General features: G+C 68.9%; 25 protein-coding genes. 15 read left to right on the forward strand and 10 right to left on the reverse strand.

Annotated features, from left to right (window positions below; translation table 11 throughout):
* Positions 1 to 40: 40 nt before the first annotated feature.
* The 5 genes from ACFS27_RS13305 to ACFS27_RS13325 form a co-directional block, all read right to left on the reverse strand.
* Complete coding sequence (locus ACFS27_RS13305) at positions 41 to 631, reverse strand: DUF305 domain-containing protein (protein ID WP_377183522.1); 591 nt, start codon at positions 629 to 631, stop codon at positions 41 to 43.
* Between the two features lie 109 nt (positions 632 to 740).
* Entirely contained in the window at positions 741 to 1,196 is a 456-nt protein-coding gene (locus tag ACFS27_RS13310) for a DUF6153 family protein (protein ID WP_377183520.1), read from the reverse strand.
* Positions 1,197 to 1,319: 123 nt separating this feature from the next.
* Positions 1,320 to 3,470, reverse strand: coding sequence for a heavy metal translocating P-type ATPase (locus tag ACFS27_RS13315; RefSeq protein WP_377183712.1), 2,151 nt, complete (start codon positions 3,468 to 3,470; stop codon positions 1,320 to 1,322).
* Positions 3,471 to 3,753: 283 nt separating this feature from the next.
* A complete protein-coding gene (locus ACFS27_RS13320) occupies positions 3,754 to 4,017 on the reverse strand; it encodes a YHS domain-containing protein (protein WP_377183518.1) in 264 nt (87 codons plus the stop codon).
* 84 nt (positions 4,018 to 4,101) lie between these two features.
* Complete coding sequence (locus ACFS27_RS13325) at positions 4,102 to 4,317, reverse strand: heavy-metal-associated domain-containing protein (RefSeq protein ID WP_377183516.1); 216 nt, start codon at positions 4,315 to 4,317, stop codon at positions 4,102 to 4,104.
* A gap of 85 nt (positions 4,318 to 4,402) precedes the next feature.
* On the opposite strand from ACFS27_RS13325, the gene ACFS27_RS13330 reads away from it, so the two are divergent.
* Both ACFS27_RS13330 and ACFS27_RS13335 read left to right on the forward strand, forming a co-directional pair.
* Complete coding sequence (locus ACFS27_RS13330) at positions 4,403 to 4,747, forward strand: hypothetical protein (protein ID WP_377183718.1); 345 nt, start codon at positions 4,403 to 4,405, stop codon at positions 4,745 to 4,747.
* Positions 4,696 to 4,872 carry an FAD-dependent oxidoreductase gene (locus tag ACFS27_RS13335; protein WP_377183514.1) on the forward strand — a complete coding sequence of 59 codons (177 nt, stop codon included), beginning with the start codon at positions 4,696 to 4,698 and terminating at the stop codon, positions 4,870 to 4,872. The genes ACFS27_RS13330 and ACFS27_RS13335 overlap by 52 nt, the downstream gene beginning before the upstream one ends.
* A gap of 1,152 nt (positions 4,873 to 6,024) precedes the next feature.
* Here the strand turns inward: ACFS27_RS13335 and ACFS27_RS13340 are convergent.
* A complete protein-coding gene (locus ACFS27_RS13340) occupies positions 6,025 to 6,657 on the reverse strand; it encodes a TetR/AcrR family transcriptional regulator (RefSeq protein ID WP_377183512.1) in 633 nt (210 codons plus the stop codon).
* Positions 6,658 to 6,759: 102 nt separating this feature from the next.
* Here ACFS27_RS13340 and ACFS27_RS13345 point away from each other — a divergent pair, with 102 nt between their 5' ends.
* The 13 genes from ACFS27_RS13345 (at position 6,760) to ACFS27_RS13405 (ending at position 21,086) form a co-directional block, all read left to right on the forward strand.
* Positions 6,760 to 6,927 (forward strand): hypothetical protein, encoded by a 168-nt coding sequence (locus tag ACFS27_RS13345; RefSeq protein WP_377183510.1) that lies wholly within the window; start codon positions 6,760 to 6,762, stop codon positions 6,925 to 6,927.
* Between the two features lie 29 nt (positions 6,928 to 6,956).
* Positions 6,957 to 7,445 (forward strand): DUF2269 domain-containing protein, encoded by a 489-nt coding sequence (locus tag ACFS27_RS13350; protein ID WP_377183508.1) that lies wholly within the window; start codon positions 6,957 to 6,959, stop codon positions 7,443 to 7,445.
* A gap of 161 nt (positions 7,446 to 7,606) precedes the next feature.
* Positions 7,607 to 7,999, forward strand: a complete 393-nt coding sequence (locus ACFS27_RS13355; RefSeq protein WP_377183506.1) for a hypothetical protein — start codon at positions 7,607 to 7,609, stop codon at positions 7,997 to 7,999.
* Between the two features lie 108 nt (positions 8,000 to 8,107).
* Positions 8,108 to 8,950, forward strand: coding sequence for a C40 family peptidase (locus tag ACFS27_RS13360; RefSeq protein ID WP_377183504.1), 843 nt, complete (start codon positions 8,108 to 8,110; stop codon positions 8,948 to 8,950).
* A 549-nt stretch (positions 8,951 to 9,499) separates the two neighbouring features.
* Entirely contained in the window at positions 9,500 to 10,348 is an 849-nt protein-coding gene (locus ACFS27_RS13365; protein WP_377183502.1) for a F510_1955 family glycosylhydrolase, read from the forward strand.
* 298 nt (positions 10,349 to 10,646) lie between these two features.
* On the forward strand, positions 10,647 to 11,375 hold the full coding sequence (locus ACFS27_RS13370; RefSeq protein ID WP_377183500.1) for a M15 family metallopeptidase: 729 nt from the start codon (positions 10,647 to 10,649) through the stop codon (positions 11,373 to 11,375).
* Positions 11,376 to 12,219: 844 nt separating this feature from the next.
* On the forward strand, positions 12,220 to 13,233 hold the full coding sequence (locus ACFS27_RS13375; protein WP_377183732.1) for a methyltransferase domain-containing protein: 1,014 nt from the start codon (positions 12,220 to 12,222) through the stop codon (positions 13,231 to 13,233).
* A gap of 225 nt (positions 13,234 to 13,458) precedes the next feature.
* The gene (gene fxlM, locus ACFS27_RS13380; RefSeq protein WP_377183734.1) at positions 13,459 to 14,688 is read left to right on the forward strand and encodes a methyltransferase, FxLD system; all 1,230 of its coding nucleotides are present in this window, start codon (positions 13,459 to 13,461) and stop codon (positions 14,686 to 14,688) included.
* 50 nt (positions 14,689 to 14,738) lie between these two features.
* Positions 14,739 to 14,897 carry an FxLD family lanthipeptide gene (locus ACFS27_RS13385; RefSeq protein WP_377183736.1) on the forward strand — a complete coding sequence of 53 codons (159 nt, stop codon included), beginning with the start codon at positions 14,739 to 14,741 and terminating at the stop codon, positions 14,895 to 14,897.
* An 82-nt stretch (positions 14,898 to 14,979) separates the two neighbouring features.
* Positions 14,980 to 18,054 (forward strand): lantibiotic dehydratase, encoded by a 3,075-nt coding sequence (locus ACFS27_RS13390; protein ID WP_377183738.1) that lies wholly within the window; start codon positions 14,980 to 14,982, stop codon positions 18,052 to 18,054.
* Positions 18,051 to 19,220 (forward strand): lanthionine synthetase C family protein, encoded by a 1,170-nt coding sequence (locus ACFS27_RS13395; protein ID WP_377183740.1) that lies wholly within the window; start codon positions 18,051 to 18,053, stop codon positions 19,218 to 19,220. The genes ACFS27_RS13390 and ACFS27_RS13395 overlap by 4 nt, the downstream gene beginning before the upstream one ends.
* 12 nt (positions 19,221 to 19,232) lie before the next feature.
* Positions 19,233 to 20,201, forward strand: coding sequence for a thiopeptide-type bacteriocin biosynthesis protein (locus tag ACFS27_RS13400; protein ID WP_377183742.1), 969 nt, complete (start codon positions 19,233 to 19,235; stop codon positions 20,199 to 20,201).
* A 69-nt stretch (positions 20,202 to 20,270) separates the two neighbouring features.
* Complete coding sequence (locus ACFS27_RS13405; RefSeq protein WP_377183744.1) at positions 20,271 to 21,086, forward strand: phosphotransferase; 816 nt, start codon at positions 20,271 to 20,273, stop codon at positions 21,084 to 21,086.
* 5 nt (positions 21,087 to 21,091) lie between these two features.
* Here ACFS27_RS13405 and ACFS27_RS13410 read toward each other — a convergent pair whose 3' ends face one another.
* The 4 genes from ACFS27_RS13410 to ACFS27_RS13425 form a co-directional block, all read right to left on the reverse strand.
* Positions 21,092 to 21,574: a GNAT family N-acetyltransferase gene (locus tag ACFS27_RS13410; RefSeq protein ID WP_377183746.1), complete on the reverse strand. Its 483-nt coding sequence runs from the start codon at positions 21,572 to 21,574 to the stop codon at positions 21,092 to 21,094.
* Positions 21,571 to 24,597 carry an orotidine 5'-phosphate decarboxylase / HUMPS family protein gene (locus ACFS27_RS13415; protein WP_377183748.1) on the reverse strand — a complete coding sequence of 1,009 codons (3,027 nt, stop codon included), beginning with the start codon at positions 24,595 to 24,597 and terminating at the stop codon, positions 21,571 to 21,573. Before ACFS27_RS13415 ends, ACFS27_RS13410 begins: the two co-directional genes overlap by 4 nt.
* Before the next feature lie 186 nt (positions 24,598 to 24,783).
* Positions 24,784 to 26,103: a Y-family DNA polymerase gene (locus ACFS27_RS13420; RefSeq protein ID WP_449301530.1), complete on the reverse strand. Its 1,320-nt coding sequence runs from the start codon at positions 26,101 to 26,103 to the stop codon at positions 24,784 to 24,786.
* Positions 26,055 to 26,507, reverse strand: a complete 453-nt coding sequence (locus ACFS27_RS13425; protein WP_377183752.1) for a LexA family protein — start codon at positions 26,505 to 26,507, stop codon at positions 26,055 to 26,057. Before ACFS27_RS13425 ends, ACFS27_RS13420 begins: the two co-directional genes overlap by 49 nt.
* Positions 26,508 to 26,567: the final 60 nt, after the last annotated feature.

The raw sequence follows: 26,567 nt of genomic DNA on the forward strand, positions 1-26,567 counted from the left end.
TCGTCGCCGGCGCACCACCCATCGGTCACCTGGACGTCGGTCACATGGACGCGAGCAGGTCCTCCATCGTCCCGATCTCGGCGGTCTGCGTGTCGACGATGGTCTGCGCCATCTCGACGGCGGCCGGGTCGCTGCCGTCCTCGATCTCGGTCTGCGCCATCTCGACGGCGCCCTCGTGGTGCGCGATCATCTGCTCCAGGAACAGCTGGTCGCTCTCGGGGGGCGTGGCCGCCTCCAGTGCCTGCATGTCCTCTTCGGTCATCATGCCGCTCATCGCGTCGTGGCCGTCGTGCTCCTGCGCGGTGCGCTCGGCGCCCCACGAGTCGAGCCACTGGCCGAGCTGCTCGATCTCGGGGGCCTGCGCCGCCTTGATCTGGGTGGCCAGCGCCGCGATCTCGGGGTTCGTCCCGTTCTTCGCCAGGACGACGTCCGCCATCTCGACCGCCTGCTCGTGGTGCGGGATCATCATCTGCGCGAACATCATGTCCGCCTCGTTGTGGGCCGCTCCGTCGCCGGACTCCGAGCCGGCCATGGTGGACATGTCGTGGTCCGCGGGCTCCTGCGAGCCTGAGCAGCCGGCCAGGGCGAGGGCGCCGGCCAGGACAACGGCGGACATCAGGGTGCGCTTCATCAAAATCTTCCTCTGGTTCGTCTCGATCTTCGGGGTAGCACTCATCGGCGCGTCACGCGGGGCGTGGTCGCGCTGGTGGGGGTCGGCGCGGTGCGCGCCGACGCCGGGTCTACGTCCGGGAGATGCAGAGCTCGTGCAAGGAAGGTGCGGCAACCGCACGCAGGTCGGTCACCACCTGCGCCAGGGGTACAGACCACGCGGGCAGGGCCCGCCACAGGAGACGCCGTACGGGTACGACGAGAGCCAGCAGTGCGACGAGGATCATGAGGCACATCGCCATGGCGGCGTCGTGCCCGCCGCACCCGTCACAGCAGTCGCCCGCGTGCCCGTGGGGTTCCGTCGTGACCGGGGCGGTCGGCGTCACCGTCGGCGGCAGGCCATCGACGACGGCGCTCTGCGTGGCGACGACGGAGGCGTCGTGCGGCCCGTAACCGTGCGAGGCCGGGGACCCGCTCATCTGGTGCATGGTGACCACGCCGATGATGACCGTGAGGATCATCAGAGCGCCGTTCAGGCGTCGCCCGGGCTCGGCGACGGCCGAGCGGAGGAGCGAGATCACGCGCACGTCACGGAGAGTAGTCCACGGCGGGTGCCGCACGGAAACCACCTGCCTACGCCTGGTCGTGAGCGAGCGTCCGCGTCTGACGGACCACGGGGCGCCAGCTCTGGATGGTCACGATCGCACTCGTCACTTGAGGCTATCGACGCGCTCGCGATCCTGCGGGGTGACCGTGCCACGGTCGCGGATCGTACGGGCGCTGATCTCGGGCCGCAGATCCAGCCGGCGCAGGAGCTGGGCGTTCGCCGCCACGACGATCGTGGACAGCGACATCAGGATCGCGCCGATGGACATCGGCAGGACGAACCCGATCGGAGCGAGCACACCCGCAGCCAGCGGCACGGAGATGAGGTTGTACCCGGCCGCCCACCACAGGTTCTGCTTCATCTTGCGGTAGCTCGCACGGGACAGCTCGATCACCGAGAGCACCGAACGTGGGTCATCGCTCGCCAGGATCACTCCGGCGGACGCGATCGCGACGTCAGTACCGGCGCCGATCGCGATCCCGACGTCGGCCTGAGCGAGCGCAGGGGCGTCGTTGACGCCGTCGCCGACCATCGCGACCTTGCGTCCCTCGTCCTGCAGCTGGCGGACCTTGGCCGACTTGTCCTCGGGTCGCACACCGGCGAAGTACCTGTCGATGCCGAGCTCGTCGGCGACGGTCTTGGCCACGGCCTCGGCGTCACCCGTGATCATGACGACCTGGACACCCTGGGCGTGCAGGGCGTCGACGGCTTCCCGCGACTCAGGACGGATCTCGTCGGCGAGCTTGAGCGCACCGGCGACCTGACCGTCGACCAGCACGTGCAGGATGATCGCGCCGTCCGTACGCCACCGGTCGGCGACGTCGAGCTCACCGGTGCCGTGCTGCTCGAGCAGGTAGGGACCGCCCACGGCGACCTGACGGCCGTCGACCATGGCGCTGACGCCTACGGCAGGGGACGAGGTGAAGTCGGCGGCACCGGGGATCTGCAGGCTGCGGGAGCGTGCCGCCTGCACGATCGCGCGCGCCAGAGGGTGCTCGGAGTCGGACTCGGCAGCAGCGGCCAGCGCCAGGACGGTGCCGGTCTCGTTGTCGCCGGTGGGGTGGACCTCGGTGACCGTCGGCTGACCCTTGGTGAGCGTCCCGGTCTTGTCGAACAGCACGGAGGTGACGGTGCGCATGCTCTCCAGAGCGAGCCGGTCCTTAACGAGCACCCCGCCGCGCGCCGCACGCTCGGTCGCGATGGACACCACCAGGGGGATCGCCAGGCCCAGCGCGTGGGGGCAGGCGATGACCAGCACGGTGATCGTGCGGACGACGGCGTCGTCCGGCATTCCGGCGAGCGACCAGACCAGCGCGGTGATCACGGCGGCGCCCAGGGCGAACCAGAACAGCCATCCGGCGGCGGTGTCGGCCAGGCGCTGGGCGCGGGAGCTGGAGTTCTGGGCGTCGGTGACCAGGCGCTGGATACCGGCCAGGGCGGTGTCTTGGCCGATGGCGGTGACCTGGACACGCATGCCAGAGTCGGTCGCCACCGTGCCCGCGACTACTGGGTCTCCTTCGGCGCGACGTACCGGGCGCGACTCTCCGGTGATCATGGACTCGTCCATGCTGGCCGAGCCCTGCACGACCTGGCCGTCAGCGGGTACCCGACCGCCCGGGCGCACGACCACCACGTCGCCCACCCGTAGGTCGGCCGGCGCCACGGTGACGGCCTGGTCGCCCTCGATGCGCTCGGCCTCGTCGGGCAGCAGCGCGGCCAGAGAGTCCAGTGCCGACGTCGTCTGGGCCAGGGACCGCATCTCGATCCAGTGGCCGAGCAGCATGATCACGATCAGCAGCGCCAGCTCCCACCAGAAGTCGAGCTGATGCTCCAGCAACCCCAGGCTCGCACCCCAGGACGCGAGGAACGCGACTGTGATCGCCAGCCCGATCAGCAGCATCATCCCGGGCTTGCGGGCCTTGAGCTCCGATACGGCACCGGTGAGGAACGGCCGCCCGCCCCACACGTACATGACCGTGCCGAGCACTGGCGACACCCAGGCCAGGCCCGGGAGGTCCGGCAGCGCGTAGCCGAGGATCATCACGAACATGCCGGACAGCCCGACGACCGGCACGGCCAGCACGAGCATGATCCAGAACAGGCGCCGGAACTGTCCCACGTGGTCCCCGTGCCCTCCGTGCCCGGCGTGGCCTCCATGACCGGTGTGGCCGGCGTGTTCGCTGTGGTCCGCGTGACCCGTCTGGTCGGGGTGCTCACCGTGTCCGCTGTGGCCGGCGTGGTCGTCAGCGTGCATGGCGTGCTCGTCGGCTCCGCCGTGCCGGTCGTGCGCCGGCTCGGCGCTGCCATGGCCGCTGTGGTCGTCGCTGTGCTCGTCGGTCGCGGTGTGCCCCGCGTGCTCGTCACCAGCCGGAGCCGCCGGGTGGTGAGAGTGCTCGCCGCGTCCGGGGGTCCCGGCGCCGTTCGGCCCGTGGTGGTGCTGGTGATCCTGGCTCATGGTGGTCAGCCTTCGCTGGGTGGGGTGGATGGGCAAGAGGAACGGTCGTGGGCGGCCGGGCGGACGCCCACGACCGCTGGGGTCAGGCCGCGGTGACGTACCGTTTGGGGTCGGCGTCGAACAGTGGCCCGCACGCGTCGCAGCAGAACCAGTACCGGGCGCCGTCGTAGTCGCGGAACAGGCCCGCGGCCTCGGCGTCGGTCTTGATGACCGAGCTGCCGGGCATGACTGGGCAGTCTGCGACGTCCTCGGCGCTCAGGCCGCTGGTGTCCGCGGCGTGCCCGCAGGCGGTCGCCGGCGCGGGGCCGTCGTGCGCATCGCCGTGGGCGTGGGCGTGGTCATGCATGCCGTGGTCGTGCGCGTGATCATGCGCCATGAGAGAGAAGCCCTTCGTTCTGGGGTCGGGGTCAGGTGTGTTGCGCCGGCGTGCTCAGGCCCGCTGTGCGCTGTAGCCGGCCTCGGCGACCGCGGCCAGCACGTCCGCGTCATCTACCGGGGCAGAGCTCGTCACGTCGAGACGGCCCGTCGAGGCGCTGACCTGCACGCCGTCCACTCCGGGCACCTGGGTGACCTCTTCGGTCACCGACATCTCGCAGTGACCGCACGTCATACCGGTCACCGCGTAGGTCGTGGTGGTCTGGCTCATGGTTCATCCCTTCCAACAGATACCCTTAGGGGGTATGTTCCCGGAGAACATACCCAGCCCGGGTATCCTATGCAAGGGGCGGAGCATGAACACGTTCGGCGTCGTCGTAGTGGGGCATGGTGCGGCTGCCCAAGCCGTGCTCCGAGAGCTGCGAGCCAACGCGCCGCACCTGTCCGCGGCCCTGATCGCCGATGCAGGTGGCATCATTCGCACGCTGGTCACCAAGGGCGTGCTCACTGGTCTGCTCTCCGCCGACCAGACAGCAGGCCACCCGCCGCAGGGTGTGGAGCGGGTCGAAGGCCCCGCCGCGGGCCCGAATGCCTCCGGCGGCGCGTCGACCTGCACCTGCTTCACACTGCCCACCCCGGGTCAGCCCGGGTGGCGATCCTCGGCGCGGGATTGGTCGGTGCGGAGACGGCTGCACCTTTGACGGACGCCGGCGCATACGTCCATCTGATCGCCCGCTCCGAGCGGCCGCTTGTGGCGACGCTGGGGCCACAGCTCGCCGATCGGGTGGCCGACCTGCACCGAGAGCACGTCAGCAAGGCCCTTTAAGTCCACGGCTACGGCGGTCGGGTCTCTTCGGCGAAGTCGAGTGCAACTACTCGCCTGACGCAGCAGTGACCACTGTTCGGTTGCAGCGACTTGTCGACGGCGTCTGGAAAAACTTCGGGAAGTCCGTAAGCAGTTCCAGCGCCGCTACGCACCTGTCGATCTATGGTGGGGCGGGCGCATCCTCGGGTTGCCATCGCTTTTGGGGTCGGATTCATCGTGAGGCCTTTTCACGGAGCCTGGGGCTATGCAACCAAGTACGGCACGCCCGTGACCCTCTGCTTTTGAGAGAGGTACTGACATCACCTCCTGGTGGGACACAAGACATCGCCTGCAAGCCGGCAGCAGGAGCATCCTGGTCGAAGCTTCTGACGACTCGGTCTACATTGCGCTCGTTCTCGACGAGGTGAATCCGCTGACGGCTCGCGCGCACGCGTTCGTCGTGCGTGCCGACGACGGGCGTGTTCACGAGCTGAATCCCATGCTCGCCGTGCAACTGACCGACGAGCAAGCTCTCTATACCGGTGTAGTCGCTGCAGGTAAGGACGCCCCTCCGTTCGTCCACTTTGTGTTTGCGAAGGGTGCTCCGGGGCGAATCGAGGCGGGCCTTGCTCCCGATGGTTCGCCCGTCGCGGTCGACCTATCCCCTAATGGATGGGGAGCAGCAGTCCAGGCAGCAGATTCGCGTTCACCAGGGTTTGAGTTCTGAGCCATGCGAGTCGTCACTGCGACTTGTGGCACAGTTGCGGCTACGGTCGCACTCGCTATTGAATCCTAGGCCTGCAGGAGACCAAGTCCCGCGTTCGGGCTGTTTATCGACGAGATGCAAGACCTCGACGAGGCGACCTTCGCAGGACTCATCGCCGCTCAGCATGCCGCGGGCCAACGCGAGTGGCGGTTCTGCATCATCGCCGCCGAGCTACCGAGCCTTCCCCGCGTGCTGACCGAAACGCGGCCATCACCCGGTTCATCAGCTCAGCCGGCCGGCTGGTCGGCACTGTCGCCCTCGATGCACCAGGCGTGGCCCGAGATCTCGTGCCCTCGATCTCCCGTGCCTGATCGCACGCAGGATCCCTGACGATTCAGGACCTGCTCGCCAGCAAGCGCCTCGGGCGACGGTGTGTCACTCCCACGGCGACGCGCCGTCCACCCAGGCTAATGGGCCCCGCGATGATTCCTGGCCGCTGCTACCTGGCTGCCGTTCTTGGCCTGAGTCGAGTATCCGAGTCCGTCCAGCACCACCCGCGCGAGCATGGCAACTCCGTCCAGGTCGCTCGCCTCGCTGGCCGCTTCCAGCGCGCGTCGGCAGTACACGGCGAGCCCGTCCGGGCCGACATCAGTACGCACGAGGCCTTCTGCTGCCGCCTCCGCAATCAGATCGGCGAAGACGCTGTGCAGACGCCGCTCCGCGTCGGCGATCTCGGGCCCTTGATGGACCAGCGCGCGGATGTCGACGGACGAGTGCCTCCCGCGGTGGAAACAGATGGACGCGTAGGCGTCGACAACGGCCTCGAGTCGAGCACCCGACGGCCGTGATTCCACGCGCAGGTCCTCCAAGGCCCGGAGGTGGCCCTCGACGTGCTGTTCGTGGTGCTCCACAAGGATCGACTCGATGTCCGTGAAGTACTTGTAGAGCGTCGCTCGACCGATTCCTGCGGCGCCGGCCACTTGCGACATCGTCAGGGAGAGAGGGCCGTGCTCCTGGGCCAGTCGCCAGGTGGCCTCAGTGATGGCATCTCGCACGGATCGGCGATGCTCATCGATCGATTCCTCCCACAGCTTCGGCACCCGGCAATCGTACGCCTCGTCGATGGCGTGACACTCCGTCGATAGCCAATACACTGTGTCTCGAACGATTAGTTCTGGCCAGGCCGATCCAAGGAGACGACGATGACGCGAAACGCACCGGACCCGGCGGCAGACAACGACCCACGGCCCCATCCTGGGCTGCCCCGATGGGCCAAGCTGCTAGTCGCGGGTGCTGCGATCGCGGTCGTCGTGCTCGTGGTGGTCATGCTGCTCGTCGGCGGCGAGCACGGTCCTGGGATGCACGGCTGATGCTGATGCCTCCGGCGATTCGGAAACTGATGCTGACGGTCCACATCACCAGCTCGGTGGGCTGGCTTGGCGCGATCGTGGCGTACATCGCCCTCAATGTCCCCGTCTACGTCAGTAATGACGAGCAGGCCGTGCGGGCGGCGTACCTGATGATGGAACCCGTTCTGCGGTATGCCCTGATCCCGCTCGCCGCGGCGGCGCTGGCCACCGGCATCGTCCAGGCCCTCGGCACACCCTGGGGTCTGCTGCGGCACTACTGGGTGACGATCAGCCTGGTACTGACCACCTTCGCGTTCGCGATCCTCGTGCTCCACCTGCCGGAGGTCGAGGCCCTAGCGGCTGTCGCGGCGAACCCGACGGCCGATGTCGACCGGCTCGGCGGGGACCTGTTCCACGCCGTGGGCGGCCTGGTCGTGCTGCTGGTCCCGCTGGCACTGAACATCTACAAGCCGCGCGGGTTGACCCGTTACGGCTGGCGTCGCGCACAGGACCGCCACACAACGAGCCCAACCACCTGACCAGCGCGACCAGCACGCATCACAGCATTGGCCAAGGCCCCGGACGGCACGGATCACGACCCGGTGTTGCAGAACACCGTGTCCATTCCGTTACTCTTGGGCTCGCTATGGACCTGAACCGTGTTGCTCGCTCGCCGCTCGCCGCTCCTCGGCGTGGTTTCGTGAGCGTCCTGACGGTCATGTTCCTCGTGCTCGCTGTCCTGGGCGTGCAGGCCGTGTGCGGCGTCCACCTGGACGAAGCCGGCCACACCAGCGCGCTCACGGATGCCGGTGCCGGGCACCATGCGGCCTCTGCCGGGTTGGGCACCTCGGACCAGGCCACCGAGGCGGACCTCGGACACCACGGTGACGACCCGTCCCACTGCTCGGAAGAGCGCACGGCGACAGCACGGTATGACCGGACGCTGTCGCCCTTCCCGGACCTGGCCCAAGCCCCGGACCTCGCCCAGCAGTGGCTGGTGCCCGGTATCGCGCACCACGCCCCCCGGGGGCCGTCGGGCCTGGCCGTAGCAGCCGCGCCGTCGCTGCACGCTCTCGGGATCTCCCGGACGTAGACCACCACATCCCGTCGACACCACCCCACCTGGGTGTCGACCGGTTCAGCGCGCCCCGAACCGGGTCGCGTGCGTGGTTCTACTCCGATCCGAAAGGTCCCAGCTTTCATGGAGCCCAGCTTCAACCTGAACCCGGCCGTGCGCGGCCGTGGTCGTCACCGGGCGGCGCGTCGCCCCGTCCTGGCCGACGTCGCCCGAACCGCCACCGAGCAGGCCACCGCGTTCGCCGGCCGCACCGCCGTGGTAGCCGCGGCCGGTTCCGGCGTCCTGCTGTCCCTGGTGGCCGCCCCCGCCCAGGCCGCACCGGCGCCCGCGTCGATCAACACTTCGCTGGCCGGCACGCCCGTCAACGGCACGCTCAACTCGGTCGATCTCAATGCCCTGGCTACCCAGGCAAAGGAATCAGTCGCCGCTGCGCCCGTGGTGACCGTCGCTCCCGATGCGGAGCTGAAGGTCGAGACGGCCGCCGTCTCCGTCGTCTCGGCCGACGAGAATGAGGAGTACCAGGCGCAGCTCGCCGCTGAGGCAGAAGCGGAGGCGGAGGCGGAAGCCGCCGCAGCCGCCGAAGCGGAGGCTGAAGCAGCTGCCCAGATCGCCGTCGATATCCCCGCCTCCGCCCAGGGCTCCGCGATCGTGTCCATCGGGATGCGGTACCTCGGGGTGCCGTACCTGTGGGGCGGATCGACCCCGGCGGGGATGGACTGCTCCGGGTTCACGTCCTACGTCTTCGCGCAGGTAGGGATCAACCTTCCCCGGACCTCGTCCGAGCAGCGGTACGCGGGGACCGAGGTGCCCTGGTCCCAGGCGCAGCCCGGTGACCTGCTCTGGTCGCCCGGCCACATCGCGATCTACGCCGGTGACGGCATGCAGATCGAGGCGCCCGTGCCGGGCAAGTCCGTCCGGTACACCCAGGTCTGGCAGTCCAACCCGGTAGTCCTGCGGGTCGGCTGACCGATACCTGGCGTGAGGGGCGGGTTCAGGCCCGCCCCTCACGCTGCCCACCGGGCGCCGTTCCGGTCGCCCGGAAGCCTCGGTACCGCTGAGCCGAAAGACCCCCATGCACACCCACTTGACTCCTAACCCAACAACAAGAACGACGCCAGACCTCCGCTCCCGACCGCGGGTCACCGGCGTTCAAGTGGCCATGCTGTTCTTCGTGCTCGCCCTGCTGCTGGCTCCTACGCACGGCCAGCTGTTGTCGTCGGCATCGGCAGCCCCGAGGGCAGAGCTCACCCAGCCCCGCGGGGAGAGTCCCGCTGATCGGGCTTTACAGACCGGTCCGAGTCCCGCTGCCGCGTCGTCCGCATCCGAACCGACAACGGGCGGCCACCACAGCACAGTCGCCGGAATCCCGACCCCACTCGCCCTGGCCGTCGGAGCCGTGATCCTGGTGCTCGCGATCCTATTGGCGATCACGACACTCACCAGGCAGCGCCACGACGACGATCCCCGTACGCCCACCAGAAAGGCCCAGCCGTGGCTCGACCGAGATCTGTTGTCATGACCGTCGGGATCGCGCTCGCCGTCGCTCTTGTCGTCGCCGCGCTCATGATCCCGAGGCTGGCCGCCGATACTCTGCACGAAGGCCAGAGCGACACCGGAGCTGCCCCAGAGATGGAGCACATCCATGGGATCGGGATCGATCCTGGCGACGGCACGGTCTATGCGGGAACGCACCACGGCCTCTTTCGGATCGCCGACGGCCGGGCGACCCCGGTCGCGGACCGAGTGCAGGACTACATGGGCTTCACCGTCGCCGGACCGGGCCAGTTCCTGGCCAGCGGCCACCCCGGCCCAGGGCAGGGCGGCCCGAGTTCGGTCGGCCTCATCGAGAGCACCGACGCCGGCCAGACCTGGAAGACGCTCTCTCTGAGCGGGCAGGCAGACTTCCACGCGCTCGAGTACCGCCACGACCGCGTGTACGGACTCAACTCGATGACCGGCCAGCTCCTTGCCAGCACCGACAAGAAGTCCTGGGAAGAGCTCAGCAGTGCACAGATCGCGGACTTCGCGGTCAGCCCAACGGATGCCGACTTCCTGGTGGCCACCACTGAGCAGGGCCTGACCCACAGCACCGACGGCGGAGCCACGTTCGAGGTGGTTGAGTCCGCACCGGTGATGATCTTCGTCAGTTGGGCTGACGACGGCACACTGGCCGGCGTGACCCCGGACGGCGTCGTCTACACCACGCAGGACCCCATCGATGAGTGGACCGAGCAGGCTCACCTGGACGGCCAGCCCGAGGCGCTGACCATCGCTTCAGGCGCGCAGATCTACGCGGCTGCCAACGGCACCGTGCTCGCCTCCACCGACGGCGGGGCCACCTTCTCCTCGATGGTCGAACAGTGAACTGCTCGCCATCCGTCGGCCCGACGGCCAAGAGGTACTCCATGACACCGATGGCTCGAGGGTGTGTCTTCGCCCGTCGCCCACCACACGTTCCACACCGCGATCCGCACCACTGCCTACGTCGGAGGAAGCGATGAGGCACGGACGAGACGCGACCTCCTCCCGGCGCCTAACCCTGGCCGAGGGCTCCGAGACGCAGACGCGGCGTAACCGAGGACGGCGTCGCAAGGGTCGCCACGCGGCCTCGCCGCGTCGCACGCCACCTCCGACCTCAGGACGATGGTCGTTGACTCTTGGCGTGGGGATCGCCCTGGCCACCACGACATCGTTCACGGTCGCCGCAAACGCCGGGGCGTCGGGCGGCGATGAGCACAACCGGTCAGGAGCGGCTGACGCCGTGGCGGCATCCGGTCCATCGCCGTCGAGCATGGCAGCGGCGGTGCCCGACCGGCGGAGCGGAGCGTCGCGCAGTCAGGAGCGTTCACCACGCGGAACCTCTGCCGCTGGTGTCACCGTGTCTCCGGATGCGTCGATGCCGGTCGAGGAGCCAGCCCCCGTGCGGGTGAAGGCCCCGCCGGTCCTGCCTGGTTGCGATGGCGAGGCGACGGGCGCGGGACTCAACGGCCAGGTGCCGCAGAGCGAGCTGTGCGACCTGTGGGACGGACACCCGCCGATCCGTGCCGACGCGGCCGTGGCATTCGCGCGCATGAACAAGGCATACACCGCGCAGTTCGGCGAACCCATATGCATCACCGACGGGTACCGCAGCTACGCGCAGCAGGTCGCCGCGAAAGCGGCAAAGCCCACCCTGACGGCAACGCCGGGCCGGTCCAACCACGGTTGGGGGCTTGCGGTGGACATCTGCGCCGACGGCTACGCCGGTGAGCGCTTGAACTGGCTCAAAGCGCACGGACCCGAGTACGGGTGGGACAACCCGCCGTGGGCCCGAGAGGGAGGCTCGGGACCGTACGAACCGTGGCACTGGGAATTCACGGCCGCCGTGGCTCAGATCGACGAACACCACTGAGGCAGCCAGCTTCGACGGCTGCCTGCCCTATCCGGCACGCTGCGAGCGTGTCAGACGGCGATGCGTGAAACGGAGGATCACATCACCGCCTCTTTCAACAGGTCTGAATCCGGTCATACCCGAGGGGGGTACTATCCGGGAGTGCTTGAGACTTCACCGGCCCGTGCTGCGACGTCGACCCCTGGTCTGACGGCGTGCAGTCTGTGCGCTGGAGAGACGTTGGGTGAGGGTGACACGATGCCGGGCGGCCAGCTCGCCCGGCTGCGCCGACTGGGTGCGGCCGGCATAGCGCGCCTGACCCTGTCTGAGTGCCTGGACGAGTGCGAGCGGGGAGATGTCGTCGTTGCGCGTCCGAGCGGCGCCGGGCGGGAGGCAGCGGGCAGGCCTGTGTGGTTCGAACGCCTCGCCGGCGACGAGCCGACCACCCGGCTTTGCCAGTGGCTCCAAGCCGGCGGCCCAGGTGTCGAAGACGTCCCTGACGAGCTGGTACCGCTGATCATCGACCGGTCAGGATTAACGCAGCACCACAGCCTTCCGCCAGAACCGATCGCTCCCGCCACTCGGCTCCAACGCTCCTGAAACCTCTGTAGCCTCAAGCCACCACCTCGTCGGTGATCATTCGGTCGAGCGCGTCGAGACCGGACTCGTCGTTGTCAGCGTCCTGGAACTGTCGTTCAGCCTGGCGCTTCTGGTCGGCGATGTGCCTAAGTCTTCGTCGAGCGCTGAGTTCGGCAAGCCAGGACGAAACGATCCGCGCCGCTCTTCATGATCGAGTTCGAGGGCATCAGCGTCAGCGTCGGCTCTACACGCAGGGCAGGTGCACAAGAGGTGCTTGGCGTACGGCATGCCGGTAGTGCAGAGAAGGTTGGTGGCCCGGCAGTTGCATCAGACCCGTGTCGAGCGCGGCATGCGTGTCTTGGAGGTCGGCGCGGGGTCCGGGTACAACGCGGCGCTGCTGGCGGAGCTGGTCGGCCCGACCGGGCAGGTCGTGACCGTGGACATCGACCCTGTCGTCGTGGAGTCCGCTCGCGCCGCCCTGGCCGCGACCGGGTACACGGATCGGGTCACGGTCGTCCATGCCGACGGCGTCGAGCCGCTGGGCCTGGGGCTCTTCGATCGGATTGTGGTCACGGTCGGGGTGTGGGACATCGCCCCGGCCTGGCTCGAACAGCTGACCGCCGGAGGCGCCCTGGTCGTCCCGCTGCGCGCCCGGCATGCCTCGGAGTGCTGGTCGATCGAGCTCCGCCACCAGGGCGACCTCCTGGTCGGAGAGTCGTCGATGGTCTGCGGGTTCGTCGACATCCAAGGAACCGCCGGTCTCGATCCAGACACGGCACTGATCACCGGCCCAAACGGGGGAGCAGTCGTGGCCCGCTCGTGGGACCACGGCACGGACCTGTCCGGCCTGCCAGAGACCCTGGCCGAGAAGAGCGTCATGGTCCCCTCCGGGGTGGTCCTGCCGCCCCCAGGGATGTTCATCGGCCTGCGCACCCACCTGGTCTACGCGCTGCCCGGCCTCGCCGAGCTCGCCTTCGAGGACCGAAACCTCTTGGGGCACACCACCGAGCAGTGGGTCAACATCGCGCAGGTAGACGACGACTCCCTGGCCCTCCTGTGCTACTGGCCCGTCGACGGCGGGCACGAGTTCGGCGCCCGCGGCTTCGGCCCTCGCGCACAGCACATGGCGGAAGTGCTGGTCGAACAGGTGGCGGCATGGGGCCGGGCAGGCATGCCGCAACGCGCCGCCCACGTCTACCGCCCGGCCGGCGTCAAGTCTCCGCTGGACGGGACGACCATGGCGTTGCCGAGCGGGGACCTCGCGGTCACCCTGCACCACGACGGCGCCGACGACATTTGAGCCCACCCGCTCGACCGCCGGCACGACCTGGTCGCGAAGGCTGGCGACGCCATCCCTGCTTCAGGGAGACAGGACAGCGTCGCCTGAGCCGCCCTGCGGCCAATGAGGTTCGCAAGACTTGGTCGTCGCTTGGGGGCTCCCATCTCCCGCGCCGCGCCCGGGCCGGGCAGGATCGTAAATGACGTTGCGACACCAACCAGGTAACAACCCGAAGGAGAGTCCCACGTGACCGAGCTACCCACGACGACCGCTGACGAGCGGGCCATCGGCCTGCGCGAGGAGATGGTTCAGTACCTCGTCGAGCACGGCGATGCACGCACGCCGTCCGTCATCGCAGCTCTGCGCGTTGTGCCCCGTCACTTCGTGGCGGGGGCCGATCCGGAGCGGGCCTACTCCCCGGAGAAGCCGTTGGTGACGAAGCGATCGGACGAGGGCGTCAGCCTCAGCTCGGTCTCCGCAGCACGGATCCAGGCGATGCAGCTGGAGCAGGCAGACCTGCGCCCGGGGATGAGGGTCCTGGAGATCGGGTCCGGCGGTGTGAACGCTGCTTATCTCGCCGAGCTTGTCGGCCCGTCAGGCAAGGTCGTGACGATCGATATCGATCCGGACGTGACTGATCAGGCACATCTGTTCCTGGCCGAGGCCGGATACCACGACGTGACAGTCGTGACGGGCGATGCCGAGCACGGCGTACCAGGGCATGGGCCGTACGACCGGATCGTGGCCACGGTGGAGACCCCCGACATCCCTCCAGCCTGGTGGGAGCAGCTGAGCCCAGACGGGTTGATCGTCGCTCCGGTTCGGGTACGTGGACTGACCCGCAGCACCGCGCTGGTCCGCGACGGCGACACGCTGGTCAGCCGCTCGATGGACGTGTGCGGGTTCGTCCCGATGCGCGGTGAAGGCGAGAACGCGGTCCGACTGGTAGTCCTGCACGACGAACCTGGCACCTCCGTCGGGCTGCGCGTGGACGGTCCCGAGGACCTGGACGTAGCAGGACTGAGCCAGTCGCTGCACACCGAGCGAACCGAGCAGTGGACCGGGGTGAGTATCGGGGGAACGGAGTCGACCGAGTACCTCGACATGTGGCTGACGACGGTCCTGAACCCGTTGCCGCTGATGGCCGCCGAACCGGGCGCACGTTCCGCTGGCCTGGTGGCCGCGGCGTCCCCATTGGGGATTCCGACGCTGGTCGAGGGGGACACCTTCGCCTACCGCAAGGCGCGCCCGACCGAGGAGCCTGACCGGTACGAGCTCGGTGTCATCGCGCACGGACCCCGTGCCGACCAGGTTGCGTCCCAGTACGCCGAGCAGATCGTGGCCTGGGATGCGCAGCACCGCGGCGACCGGCCCCGCCTGACCGTCCGACCCAGGAGGACCGAGGCGCCCAACGCCGCTGGGCCTTCGCGGACCGTCGAGCGACCGCACAGCCGGCTCACGATCACCTGGCCCTGAGCGGCCAGGGAGCAAGAAACCAAACCGATTCACAACCAGGAGGCACACCTATGCCCACTTCCACCATCTCGCGCAGCAGCTTCGGCGAGTTCGACCTCGACATCACCACGGTGAAGTCGGCCCCCGTGGTCGGCAACCTGATGCGCGGCACGTCCGACGGCTGCACCTCCACCTGCGAGTCGGCCTGCACGAACTCCACCTGCGGCTGATCCACCCCAGGCCTGGTGCCGTGACATCGCCCAGCCGGCTGTCCCGGCACCAGGCCACTACCGGAGCGGAAAGGACCAACCCATGTACCGACACCGTCCCCATGCCTTGATCCGTACGGCTGCCCTGCCCGTCTCCGACCAGAGCCCCGCGTTCCCCGGCCCAGACGCTGACCCGGCGCATCTCCTCGGGTGGCTCCGAACACTGTGGGCCCAGGCGCCATTCCGTACGGCCGTGCAGAACGCCAGCCCCGACCTAGCCTCAGCGGTGGCCACCGTCCTGACCGCCACGCCTGTGCAGGATGTGCGTACCGTGCGCCGCATCGCGTTGTCCGTGGCGCGCTACCACCTGCGTGCCACGACCCGCTCCAGCCCGTTCGGTCGGCTCGCTGGGATCGGCCCGGCCCGCTTCACCGAGACGACGGAGCCGACACAGGTCACGCACTCCGCACCCCGGGTGCGGACCCGGCCTGACGCGCTGTGGCTCGACGCCAAGGTCGCCAGCTTGGAGTCCGACGCCGAGGTGCTCGAGCACTGCCAGGTCGTCGCCGACGCGACGGCGCGCCGCCACGGCGACACCCTCGTCCTGCCGAACAGGCCAGGCAGCGACGGCCCCACCGAAGCACGCCTGCACGCCACACCGGCCCTGACCAAGATCCTCGAGCTGGCGACGCACCCGATCCACGTGACGACCCTGCTCGACGCTGTCCAACAGCAGTACCCGCACGTGCCTCGCGATGTCGTCCGCACCGCGATCATCGGGCTGGTCCGTGAACGCTTCCTGCACACCGACGTCCGGCCCCCGGCCACAGCACCGGACCCGCTGGCCTACCTGGCCGCGCATCCCGTCGAGGCCGTCCGTGACGTCGCAGTGGCCTGGACCGAGGACGCCACGACAGAGGGCAAGTCCAGCGCGATGACCGATCTTGTCTCAGGTACCAGAGTTATGGTCTCGGCCAAGGTCGCCCGCGAGGTCGAGCGGGCTCTGGCGGTCATGGCACGGACCTCACCGCACCCGAACGGCACCCCGGCCTGGCGTGCGTACCGCTCCCGGTTCCTAGAGGTATACAGCCTCGGCACGCTCGTGCCGCTCACCGACCTGATCGACCCAGTCGAGGGGATCGGCCTGCCCGACGGGTACCGAGGCGCCGACGAGCAGGACACATCCAAGGACGTGACCGGCCGCGACGAGCACCTCCTGGCCCTGGTGCAACAGGCAGTCGTCACCGGTGCCCCGGAGATCATCCTGACCGCCAGCGACGTCGACGCACTCACCACCGACCAGACTGGCGCGAGTCAGGTCCCGTCCAACACCGCGATGAACATCACCGTTCACGCAGCCTCCGCGACCGCGATCGACCAGGGCCAGTTCCGGGTCGTCTGCGGGGGCCTGTCGGTGGCGTCCGGGGTCACCGCGGGCAGGTTCCTCCCGCTGCTAGACCCCGCAGACCATGATGAGCGGGTCGAAGCCCTGGCAGCTTTGCCCACCCTCGACCGTGACGCCGTCAGGGTTCAAATCTCCGGTGCCGCGCTACGTGCTCGCACGCAGAACGTAGCTCGAACCGACCAGATCGTGCCTGACTTGATCGCCGTGGGTGAGCACAACCAGGACGCGACGATCCGCCTGGCCGACCTGGCGGTCGGGGCCACCACCAGCCGCATGATCCTGGTCCACCTGCCGACCGGGCGCCGTATCGAACCGTTCGTGCTGCACGCGCTCGAACCTGTCTCGGCGACTCACCCGATCGTCCGTTTCCTCTACGAGCTGCCCCGCGCCCACACCACGGTCATGGCCCCGTTCTCCTGGGGCGCTGCGGGTTCTCTGCCGTTCCTACCGCGCGTGCGCACCGGCCGGGTCATCCTGTCCGAAGCTCAGTGGAAGCTCGGCGTGGGCGACATCGACCAGGGTCGCACGAAGGGTAGCGGTCAGGTGGACCCCTCCTACATCTTGGACGTGTGGCTCGACCGCTGGGGCGTGCCCGACCACGTCTTCCTGGGCGCCTACGACCGGCGGCTGCGCCTGGACCTGGCCGAGCCCGGGCACCGTCAGCTGCTGCTGCATGAGGTCAGGCGGCAGGGACGGGTGACGCTCACCGAGGCCCCCGACCTCACCGATTACGGGTGGATCGGTCACGCCCACCAGCTGACCGTCGAGTTCGCCGCTACCCAACCCCCGGCAACAGCCCCCGAGCCGCTGGCGGGGCCAGCCCTGGTCCGACGCCCGGATGTTCGTCAACCCGGCACGGCCCGCTCCTGCCTGCTGAAGATCTACACCCCGGCCGACCTCATGGACACCCTGCTGACGGATGCCCTGGAAACCGAACTGGCCCGCGAGACCCGCATCCAGGACTGGTGGTTCATCCGCTACCGCGACCCAGACGACCACCTCAAGCTGCGACTGCGGCTGCGCGACCCGGACGACTTCGGCGCCGTCGCCCGCCACATGGCCGACTGGGCCACGCAGGCCCGGGAGACCGGCATGGTCTCCCGGATCCGCTGGGAAACCGACACCCCGGAGGTCGGGCGCTACGGCACCGGCGCCGTACTGGAGGCCGCCGAGGAGTTCTTCGTCGTCGACTCCCAGGCCGCTGTAGCGCAGGCAGCCTCCAGCACCCACGACCTGGCAGACCAGGACAAGAGCGGTGGCCTGGAAGAGAGCACCTGGCATGCGGCTGTGACGGTGGCAAGCATGGTCGATCTGGCCGGAGGGCTTCTGGGGCAGAGCGACGGCCTCGACTGGATCCTTCGGCGGCCTCGCCGCGATTCCGCTGAGCGCCCTGACCGGTCCATGCAGTTGCTGGCCTCCCGGTTGGCCGGGCCTGAAGGGCCGGCGCTCATGGGCCAGACCCAGCACGGCCAGCAGCTGGTCGCTGCGTGGCGCCAGCGCCGTGACGCCCTGGGACAGTACGCCGAACGGCTGCGCTCGGCAGGTACCGACCCGGCCGAGGTCCTCGGAGCACTGCTGCACATGCACCACAACCGGGCGCTGGGTATCGACCGCGACCGCGAGACGATGATACTGCGCGCCGCACGCCAGACCGCCCTGACCCTCACCACCGCGCCACCGACCAAGACAAGCCGCAGGGACTCTGGCAGCGATGACGTCAATGCCCCCGACCAGCCGGCACCCATGCACGGCTTGGACGCGGTGCCCGCATGAGCACCACCAACCCGCCCACATCTGTCCCGTCGGCCACTCCGGTGGCCGGACGGGAGGCAGTTGCGACGAACGCCGGTGAACTACCGGCGGCCGCGCAGTCGCTGTCCCGGGGCGACCTGGGAACGGCACTCCTGCACGCGATGTACCCGGACGACCCAGCCCATACCCAGGCGCTGAGTCAGCTGGCGCGGGCGGCGATGCCGCTGGTGGACGGCCCGAGCGCGGGCATCTTCTTCGGGGCTCCGGCCCTGACGTTCGTCCTGCACACCGCTGGCTGGACCGGTCCCACGATGGCTCATCTCGACCAGGCCTTGGCCACACACACCACTGCCCGGCTGGCCGCCGCACACCAGCGCATCGACACCGAGCAAACAGCGCACTTCGGCGAGTACGACCTGATGCATGGTCTGGCGGGAATCGGCGCCCTGCTCCTGGTCCGGTCGACGGACCCGGAAACCACCCGAGCACTGCTGACCTATCTGGTCCGACTGACCGAACCCTTACGCGCAACGGCCGATGAGCCGGATCCGGGGTGGCAGGTGTGGCACCACCACTCCGACCTGGAGCGACCCTGGCCGCACGCCAACGCCGGGCTCGCCCATGGCATCACCGGACCGCTGGCCGTGTTGTCCCTGGCGGTCCAGCGCGGCGTACGGGTGCCGGGTGACCTGGCCGCGATCGACCGCATCCTCGACTGGCTGGACACCCAACGCCGTTCCGGCGACGGCTGGGCGCGCTGGTCCGGCGACCACCAGCCCGGCCCGCTGGCACCGTCATGGTGCTACGGCACCCCTGGCATCGCACGAGCCCAGCAACTGGCGGCCATCGCCATAGGCGATCAGCAGCGCAAGAATCAGGTCGAGACCCTGCTGGCCGACTCCCTCACCAGTTGCTTGACCGACCCCGCACCGACGAGCGATCTGGTCGGCGACGGTATCTGCCACGGCCCGGCCGGCGTCCTGCAGACCGTGCGGCGCGTCGCCGCCGACGCCGACGACCCGTCCGTGTTCAACCAGCACATCGAGCACTGGACCGCACGCGTGCGCGCCGCAGGTGAACCGCGCCGAGCCGGTCTGCTCGAGGGCACGCCCGGCCTCCGCCTGGTCTTGGACCACCCGCCCCACCCGCAGACCCCCGCCTGGGACGCCTGCCTCGGTCTGGCCTGACAGGAGACACCCATGACGACAGCAGCACACGAGCTGGAACAGCACCTTCTCGGAAGGGAAACTGTGGAGAAGTCCTCGCTCGAGAGCGCGATCCTGGCCTACCTGAGCGGCACCGACCCCGACACCGCTGCACAGAGTGCCGGGGTCAGCATCGACCACCTGGCCCGGGCGGCCGACCGGTACCGAGCCGCCGGGCTGGCCACCTTGGCCCCAACGGTCGGGTGGGCACAGATCAACGTCGAGTTCACGAACTACGCCGAAGCCGAGGACGCTTTCCGCAAGGGCCTGTGGCCCACGTTGCAGAGCCAGCCATGGTGGTTCGTCCGCAAGACGCCCTGCTGGAGGCTGCGATACCCGGCCACGCACGGCGTGCCCGACGGCCTGCGCGCAGCCCTGGAGGAGATGACGCAGGGCGGCGTGCTGCGCCGGTGGGACGAAGCAATCTACGAACCAGAGACCACCGCGTTCGGCGGCCCCGACGGGATCGAGGCAGTCCACGAGCTCCATCGCGCTGACGCCGCTGGCCTGTTCGCCTACCTGGACGCCGCCGCGGTCCCCACCTACGACGGCCCGGGGCGGTCGGTGGCCTCCCTCATGGTCCTCTCCCACTTGATGCGGGCAGCAGGCCTGGAATGGACCGAGCAAGGGGACGTATGGGCGCGCGTTGAGTCCCAGCGACCCCCAGCACCGATCACCGCTGACCAAGCCGCAGCCCTCGCGACGAACGCCCGCGAGCCCCTGGCCGCGGACCTGACCGTCCTGATCGAGAACGACCCTCGCTTTACCGGACTGAGCACGTGGGCCACCGGGATGCATACCGCCGGGAACCGGCTGGTGGAGCTGCACCGCAGCGGCGGACTCCAGACCGGTCTGCGGGAGGTCCTAGCCCGTGCGGTCATCTTCTGCTGGAACCGCGTCGGATTCACCGCCGAACAGCAAGCAGTCTGGGCCCACGCCGCCCGGCTCGCCATCATGGACTGAGCGTTGCCGCCGCACACCCCTACGCCGCCGGCATTGCCGAACCTGCCCGACCCGCAGACCCGATACCGAATGACCGCCGCGTTCGACGTCGCGACCCACCGACTCGGAGGCCAACCCAGGCCAGAGGCCAAGCGGATCTGGGGGTGGCGGGGCAGGACCCTGTCCGGCCCCGCCACCGTGGGCGACACGCTCGCCTGGGTACGAGTAGCCAGCGGCCGGATCGGAGAGATCGCCCAGACCTTCTGGCACGGGAACGCCGCCGCTCAGCGGGCCTTGCCAACGACCGTGCCCCGACCTCGCTTGCTGCTGCGCGACGAGTGGGAAACGCGCCCCTGGCGCTACGCCGCCGAGATGTTCGAGTACGCGACCGTCGATCCCCTCAGCGAAACGGCCGCCGTACCTGCGCCGCTCTCCGGCCCTCTGCACCTGGGGTGGTGGACGACTCTGCGCGGCGCGCTCGGCACCGTCGCGACGGTGCCCACCGATCGGTTCACCATCGGCCCGATCTGGGCCAGCCAGCTCGTCGTCGACCGTTTCGGCCAGCCAGTCGCCGGTGACTATCCGTGGGCGACCTGCCATGGCGACGTGCACTGGGCCAATCTCGCCGGAGGAGACCTGATGCTGTTCGACTGGGAAGGCTGGGGCAGCGGCCCGGTCGGCTACGACGCCGCGACACTGCTCGTGCACAGCCTGCTCGTGCCAGACCTGGCCGCCCAGGTCCGAGCTCACTTCGCCGATGTCCTGGACGGCGAGCACGGTCGATACGCACAACAGGTCGTTGTCGCCGAGCAGATCTGGCGCCGTGAAGACACCCCGAACGATCCGCTCCTGCCAGTGCTGCACGAACACGCCGCCGCCCTCCGCCGCCCGCGCTCGCAAGCCTGAGCGGGTCAGGCGAGCAGCAGCTCGTACACCGCGCGGTCCTTGCCCGGGCCCTTGAAGTCCGAGACCACCTGGACACCGTCGACCGCCTGGTCGCCAGGGACGTTCGACCAGCCCAGCGCCTTCCAGGCCGCATCCGCGGCCCGGTTGTCCGGCTCAGAGGTGAGCCACAACCGGGCACAGCCCCACGCCGCTGCCTGTGCGCGAACGGTGCCAAGCAGCGCCGACGTGATCCCCTTGCGCCGGTGATTCGGGTGCACCATCACGTCCTGGACGTAGATCTGGTCGGGCTCGTCCTGGCTGCGGAACGCCATCACGGCTCCGGCGAGCTCGCCGTCGACGTGCGCGACCGGGCAGGTCGAGGAGAACAGCGTGGCGTACGCCCAGTAGTCCGATGCGGTGCGCGCGGTGATGAACGGTGCGCCCTGGTCCATCAGCGCGATCACGTCGTTGATCATCGGCACGGTCAGGGGGGTGACAGTGGCGGTCATGAGGTCCTCTCAGCAGGCGGGAAAAACAGTTCGGTCAGGGCGGCGGTCGCCCGGCTGGGATCGGCCGACTCGGTCACGGCGCGACCCGCGATCAGGATGTCCCAGTCCGGGCTGGTGACCACAGACGGGTCGGCCGCGGTGAACCCGCCCGAGACAGCCACCGGCAGTTGCGTCCATGCTCGGATCTGCCGGGCGCGCAGCAAGGGCTCTCGGCCCCCGGGGCCGAGGTCGATGTTGGTGGTGACTACGAGTCCGTCGACGCCGGCACGCGCCATCTCACGCACCCATTCCGCGGAGTGTCGTTCGGCCGGGGCGTCAAGCAGGATCGACGTGCCCAGTCGTCGGGCGGCGGCACAGGCCGCGGCCACGCTCGCCCGGCTGGCCGGCCCGATCAGCAGGACGACATCTGCACCATGCTCGACGGCGTTCTCCACCTGGTCGCGGCCCCAGTCGGACGACATCATCTCGGCCACCACCAGCGCGTCGGGCACGGCCCGCTTGATGGTCTCGATGGCGAAGACGCCACTGGCCTTGATCAACGGGTCACCGACCTCGATTAACCTCGCTCCAGCGTCGGCGGCGGCCTGCGCAACGGCTACTGCCAGGTCCAGGTCGGAGACGTCCAGGGCGACCTGGAGATGGCGGCCGTCGCGCAGCCGGCGGAAGGCCTCGCTCGTCATCAGACCTTGTGGCTCCTCATCGTGCGAAGCGTGTTGCGCGGCCAAGGCCTTTCCCTCGCGGACTGCGAGCCAGGCACCTGACCGGGCAGAGACGGTTGCGAGCAGAGAGGCGCGCGCGGTCGGCACTGACAGTGCACCAGTGCGGATCTCCCGCACCAATCGGACCGCGGCCGGTGGCACCACGTCCTGTTCGACCTTCGCCGGATCGTCGCACAGCAACGAGAGCCGATCCAGCAGGTCGCGCACGTACCGAGGAGCCCGCCGCCACGACTCTCGGGAGCGACATCGAGCCAAGGCGGATCGAACCAGGTCAGTAGGATCCTCACGGCGCGAGAGCTCCTCCAGTGCGCGAGCCCGTACGTACCAGACGTCGTCGTCCAGCAGTGTCGAGAGCACGGCGGACGCGACATGGTCAGGAGCGGTGCGCAGCAGCTGGGCACTGGCGGAGCGAACCTTGTAGTCCCGATCGGCAACCAAATGCTCAAGGCCCCGTACGACGGCAGGAGCCGAGGCCGTGACCTGGCTGAGCCCGGATGCGACGGCTGCTCGGACACGCCAGTCCGCATGAAGCAAGAGGCGGGTGACCAGGCCGGCACGATCGTCGGCTGTGATGAACAGGCTCACGTGGTGGGCGAGGAAAGCTGCGACCTCGGTGGTGTCAAGGACGCGGTCCTGGACGAACTGTGTGGCCGAGTCGGCATCGAATCGTGCCTCGACATGCCGGGCGAGATCGGGCCAGATGGTCGACCCGTGATCGTGCAGAACCTCGGTCAGCCAGGTGAACCAGCTGCCGCCCAGCGCGGTAGGCAACGATCGGTGGCGCAACAGCGCAAGAACGACCGGGAGAGCTTCCGGATCACCGGCGCAGCTACGGGCGCACGAGCGCAGCACCTCAGGAGTGGTGAAACGGGCACCGTCGCTGCCAGCGTCGAGCAGGCGTGCCATCGCGGGCGTACCGGCGAGAGCCGGAGCGAGCGCGACGGCCGAGAGCGTCCCAGGTGCGCCGTCGTCTACGGCCATGACGAAGAACCGGTGCAGGCCGGCGGCCACGGCGCTGGTGTCGGCCGCGTCCGACAAGACACCGATCATTTCGATGAGCTGGCCCCGTCCTCGTTCGGATGTGACATGCGCAAGGTTGGTGGCCGCGAAATACTCCCGCACGAGGTCGTGGCTGAACTCGACGCGCCCGCCGGCCGTTCGCTGCGCAAGTTCCGCAGGAGCCTGGAACAGGTTGGGGCCGGTGGCGGGGGAGAGCCAGGGCCGGAGCTGCGGTAGGCGGGTACTGAGGTCGGCGGCGGCGGCGTCACCTAGGACGCGCATCACGTCGTCGGTCTTGAGCGCAGATCGCTGCACGATCGCGCGCACGCACTGGTCAATCAGCAAGTAGGGACCGGCGTTGTGCACGGGAAGGTCGACCGCGCCCTCGCGCAGCAAGCTCATGAACATCGGCAGCCGGATCAAGTCCTGGACCTGAGGCGGCAGATCCGCGAACGCCGGCTGGTCCGCTCGTGGCTCCCGTTCCCATGCCTGAGCGGTGGTCGATGGGGACCACAAGGAGGTCGTGTACGAAGCTGTTGAGCTCGGGCGGAACATCGACGCGGTCAGCAACGGATAGGCGGAAAGGTCCGGTGTCGGGGGAGTGCGGATCACCAGGACGAAGCGGAGAGCAGGCGCGGCCGCCTGGCGGAGGATCACGTCGACCGCTCGTCCGACGGAATCGAGCGTGGCCTCCGTGTTTATGCCGTCTACCACTACGACCAGGGGACGGAGCAGGGACTCGGCCGCACCTTCCAAGGTCAGCAGGGCGTCGGTGCCTACCGGGGCAGAGCCGTACCGGAGGATGTCGGCGGCGAGGTCCGTCGGCGTTGCTGCAGTCGCCGGATGGATCTGGACGTCCGCCGTCGCCGACAAACCGGCCGCAACGGACCGCACCAGCATGGACTTCCCGGTGCCCGCCAGGCCACTGAGCACGAACACGCGTGAACCGGACCCCACGAACTCCTGAAGAACGGCCATTCCAGCCTCGTCCGGCACGTGCCAGGCGGGCGAGGTCGCTGCAGACAGGGCCCGAGCAGTCGAAGCAGCGGCCAGATCAGGGTCGTTTCGCTCCTCGAGCAGCAGCCAGAACCGTTCCAGCACCATCTCGGACGCCTGCTCAAGATCCGTGTCCAGGATTTGCTGGGTCTCCATCCGGAGAACCGCCTCAGGGCCTTTGCGCTCGGCGTTGGACAGCGCGACGTCGCTCAACCCCAGGTGGGCGGCGTACTGGCGTTGACTCAACCGACGAGCCAGGCGCAGCACTTTCAGTTCGCGCCCGGTCCACCGCCCCACAACTGCGGTCATCAGTCCCCCTCCGGACTCGGGCTACCAAACCGTACCGACGGCCCCGTGCCTGTGTAGATGCGGCACTGCGCAGATCGCGCCGAGAAAACGCAGAGCCAGTGCGACGAGAGCCAACCTACCGGGGCAGGTTGGCGTCTCGCTGGCGACTGCAGACGAGGTCGCCGCACGATGTGGGCCTTAGTCGGATCACGCTCGCACGGTGGTGAGTTCTGCCCAGTGGGTCGTCGCGCGGGGCGTGAGCATCGCGCGTTTCATCTGCCAGGACGGACCGGGCCGGAACCCGCCGTAGCCGAGCCCGAGGGAGTCCTTGCCGGTCTTCTTCTGCACTCGGTCGATGAGGGTGGCGATGCCGGCGTCCTCGTGTGGGGAGCGGAAGATCTCGAAGGGGCGCTGCGCGCCGGCGGGGGTGAGGTCGGTGAGCAGCAGCCCGGCACGCGCGTACCGGGCACCCTCGACGATCTGGGGCAGGAGGCGGTGAGCGGCCCGGGTCAGCTCGACGGGGTCGGCGGTCGGGAACGGCAGGCGGACGGTGACTGTGGGGTGGTGCTTGTCCTGAGCCCAGTGGCTGGTGCCGGCGAACGCGGTCAGGGTGTGGGCGACCTGGGCGTGCTTGACCAGACGGGTCGCGGCCTGCTGGGCGTAGATACTCAGCGCCTTCCGCATCGTCACGGCGGAGGTGACTTTCTCGGAGAACGAGCGGGACACGATGATCTGCTGCTTGCGCCCGGTGTGGTCCTCCTCAGGGCCGATGCACGCGACCCCACGCAGCTCCAACGCGGTACGCATCACGACGACGTTGAACAGTGCGCGGATGCGCGCCGGATCGACGGTAGCTAGGTCCCAGACCGTCAGGATGCCATGCCCGCCCAGACGTCGCTCCAGACGTGAGGCGATGCCCCAGACCTCGGAGACCGGCAGCACCCGCATCAGCCTCTCGCGCCAACTGGTGTCGATGGCAGGCCACACGCACACCCCGTCGAAGTCGCCGATCTTCTTCGCGGCCCGGTTGGCAAGCTTCGCCAGGGTGCGGGTCTCGGCGATGCCGACGCACACGGGTACGCCGAGCAGGCGGCGCATCGTGTTCTTGATGTCGTGCCCGAGCCGGGTCATCGCCTCGGGGTCTGCGGAGGTGCGCCGGTCGACGGTGAGGAAGGCTTCGTCGATCGAGTAGACGTCCAGGTCGTGGGTGAAGCGCTCGAGGACCTCCATCACGCGTCGGGACATGTCGCCGTAGAGCTCGTAGTTACTCGATACGGCCACGATGCCGGACCGGGCCGCGGTGGGCCGTAGCTCGAACCAAGGCTTGCCCAGGTCCAGGCCGAGCGCCTTGGCTTCCCGGGAGGCGGCGACGACCATGCCGTCGTTGTTGGACAGCACGACCAGCGGCACCGTTTCCAGGGCGGGATTGAAGACCCGCTCAAAGGACGCGTAGGCGGAGTTGACGTCGACGTGTGCGATCACCGCCGCCCCCGCAGGTGGTGAATGCAGTACGTCACCACGCCCCATACCTGCAGGTCGGACAGCTCCGGCACGGTGATGTCGGGGTGGTTCGCGTTGTCCGCTCGCAGCACGACGCCACGGGGGCCGACCTCGAGGCGCTTGACGGTGAGCTCGCCGTCCAGGACGGCGACGACGACGTCGCCGTCCTGGGGTGTCTTGGACCGGTCGACCAGGAGCTCGTCGCCGTGGCTGATGCCGGCCTCGGTCATCGAGTCGCCCGCGGCGCGCACGATGAAAGTGGCCGCGTGGTCGTGCACGAGCATCTCGGTCAGGTCGATCGCGCCGTCATAGTAATCCTGCGCGGGGGAGGGAAACCCTGCGGCGACCGAGACGGGAGCAACCCGCAGCGCGTTGGTGCTGGTGGGGCTGATGGTGGCGCTGCTGGCGGGGCGAGGCGAGTGAGCAAACATCACGCCTCCCAGACCGCACGATGGTAGTACATGCGTTCGAGTGTATGGCCGGATGGTCAT

The sequence above is a fragment of the Promicromonospora vindobonensis genome, from assembly GCF_042685865.1.
In the GTDB taxonomy this organism is placed as follows: domain Bacteria; phylum Actinomycetota; class Actinomycetes; order Actinomycetales; family Cellulomonadaceae; genus Promicromonospora; species Promicromonospora vindobonensis.

What these genes read in the sequence shown, in the direction of transcription:
- ACFS27_RS13305 (WP_377183522.1), bottom strand. Translation starts at nt 631, where the DNA reads ATGAAGCGCACCCTGATGTCCGCCGTTGTCCTGGCCGGCGCCCTCGCC.
- ACFS27_RS13315 (WP_377183712.1), bottom strand. Translation starts at nt 3,470, where the DNA reads ATGCACGCTGACGACCACGCCGGCCACAGCGGACACGGTGAGCACCCC.
- ACFS27_RS13320 (WP_377183518.1), bottom strand. Translation starts at nt 4,017, where the DNA reads ATGCATGACCACGCCCACGCCCACGGCGATGCGCACGACGGCCCCGCG.
- ACFS27_RS13325 (WP_377183516.1), bottom strand. Translation starts at nt 4,317, where the DNA reads ATGAGCCAGACCACCACGACCTACGCGGTGACCGGTATGACGTGCGGT.
- ACFS27_RS13330 (WP_377183718.1), top strand. Translation starts at nt 4,403, where the DNA reads ATGAACACGTTCGGCGTCGTCGTAGTGGGGCATGGTGCGGCTGCCCAA.
- ACFS27_RS13345 (WP_377183510.1), top strand. Translation starts at nt 6,760, where the DNA reads ATGACGCGAAACGCACCGGACCCGGCGGCAGACAACGACCCACGGCCC.
- ACFS27_RS13350 (WP_377183508.1), top strand. Translation starts at nt 6,957, where the DNA reads ATGCTGACGGTCCACATCACCAGCTCGGTGGGCTGGCTTGGCGCGATC.
- ACFS27_RS13360 (WP_377183504.1), top strand. Translation starts at nt 8,108, where the DNA reads ATGGAGCCCAGCTTCAACCTGAACCCGGCCGTGCGCGGCCGTGGTCGT.
- ACFS27_RS13365 (WP_377183502.1), top strand. Translation starts at nt 9,500, where the DNA reads ATGACCGTCGGGATCGCGCTCGCCGTCGCTCTTGTCGTCGCCGCGCTC.
- ACFS27_RS13375 (WP_377183732.1), top strand. Translation starts at nt 12,220, where the DNA reads ATGCCGGTAGTGCAGAGAAGGTTGGTGGCCCGGCAGTTGCATCAGACC.
- ACFS27_RS13385 (WP_377183736.1), top strand. Translation starts at nt 14,739, where the DNA reads ATGCCCACTTCCACCATCTCGCGCAGCAGCTTCGGCGAGTTCGACCTC.
- ACFS27_RS13390 (WP_377183738.1), top strand. Translation starts at nt 14,980, where the DNA reads ATGTACCGACACCGTCCCCATGCCTTGATCCGTACGGCTGCCCTGCCC.
- ACFS27_RS13395 (WP_377183740.1), top strand. Translation starts at nt 18,051, where the DNA reads ATGAGCACCACCAACCCGCCCACATCTGTCCCGTCGGCCACTCCGGTG.
- ACFS27_RS13400 (WP_377183742.1), top strand. Translation starts at nt 19,233, where the DNA reads ATGACGACAGCAGCACACGAGCTGGAACAGCACCTTCTCGGAAGGGAA.
- ACFS27_RS13405 (WP_377183744.1), top strand. Translation starts at nt 20,271, where the DNA reads ATGACCGCCGCGTTCGACGTCGCGACCCACCGACTCGGAGGCCAACCC.
- ACFS27_RS13410 (WP_377183746.1), bottom strand. Translation starts at nt 21,574, where the DNA reads ATGACCGCCACTGTCACCCCCCTGACCGTGCCGATGATCAACGACGTG.
- ACFS27_RS13415 (WP_377183748.1), bottom strand. Translation starts at nt 24,597, where the DNA reads ATGACCGCAGTTGTGGGGCGGTGGACCGGGCGCGAACTGAAAGTGCTG.
- ACFS27_RS13420 (WP_449301530.1), bottom strand. Translation starts at nt 26,103, where the DNA reads ATGGGGCGTGGTGACGTACTGCATTCACCACCTGCGGGGGCGGCGGTG.
- ACFS27_RS13425 (WP_377183752.1), bottom strand. Translation starts at nt 26,507, where the DNA reads ATGTTTGCTCACTCGCCTCGCCCCGCCAGCAGCGCCACCATCAGCCCC.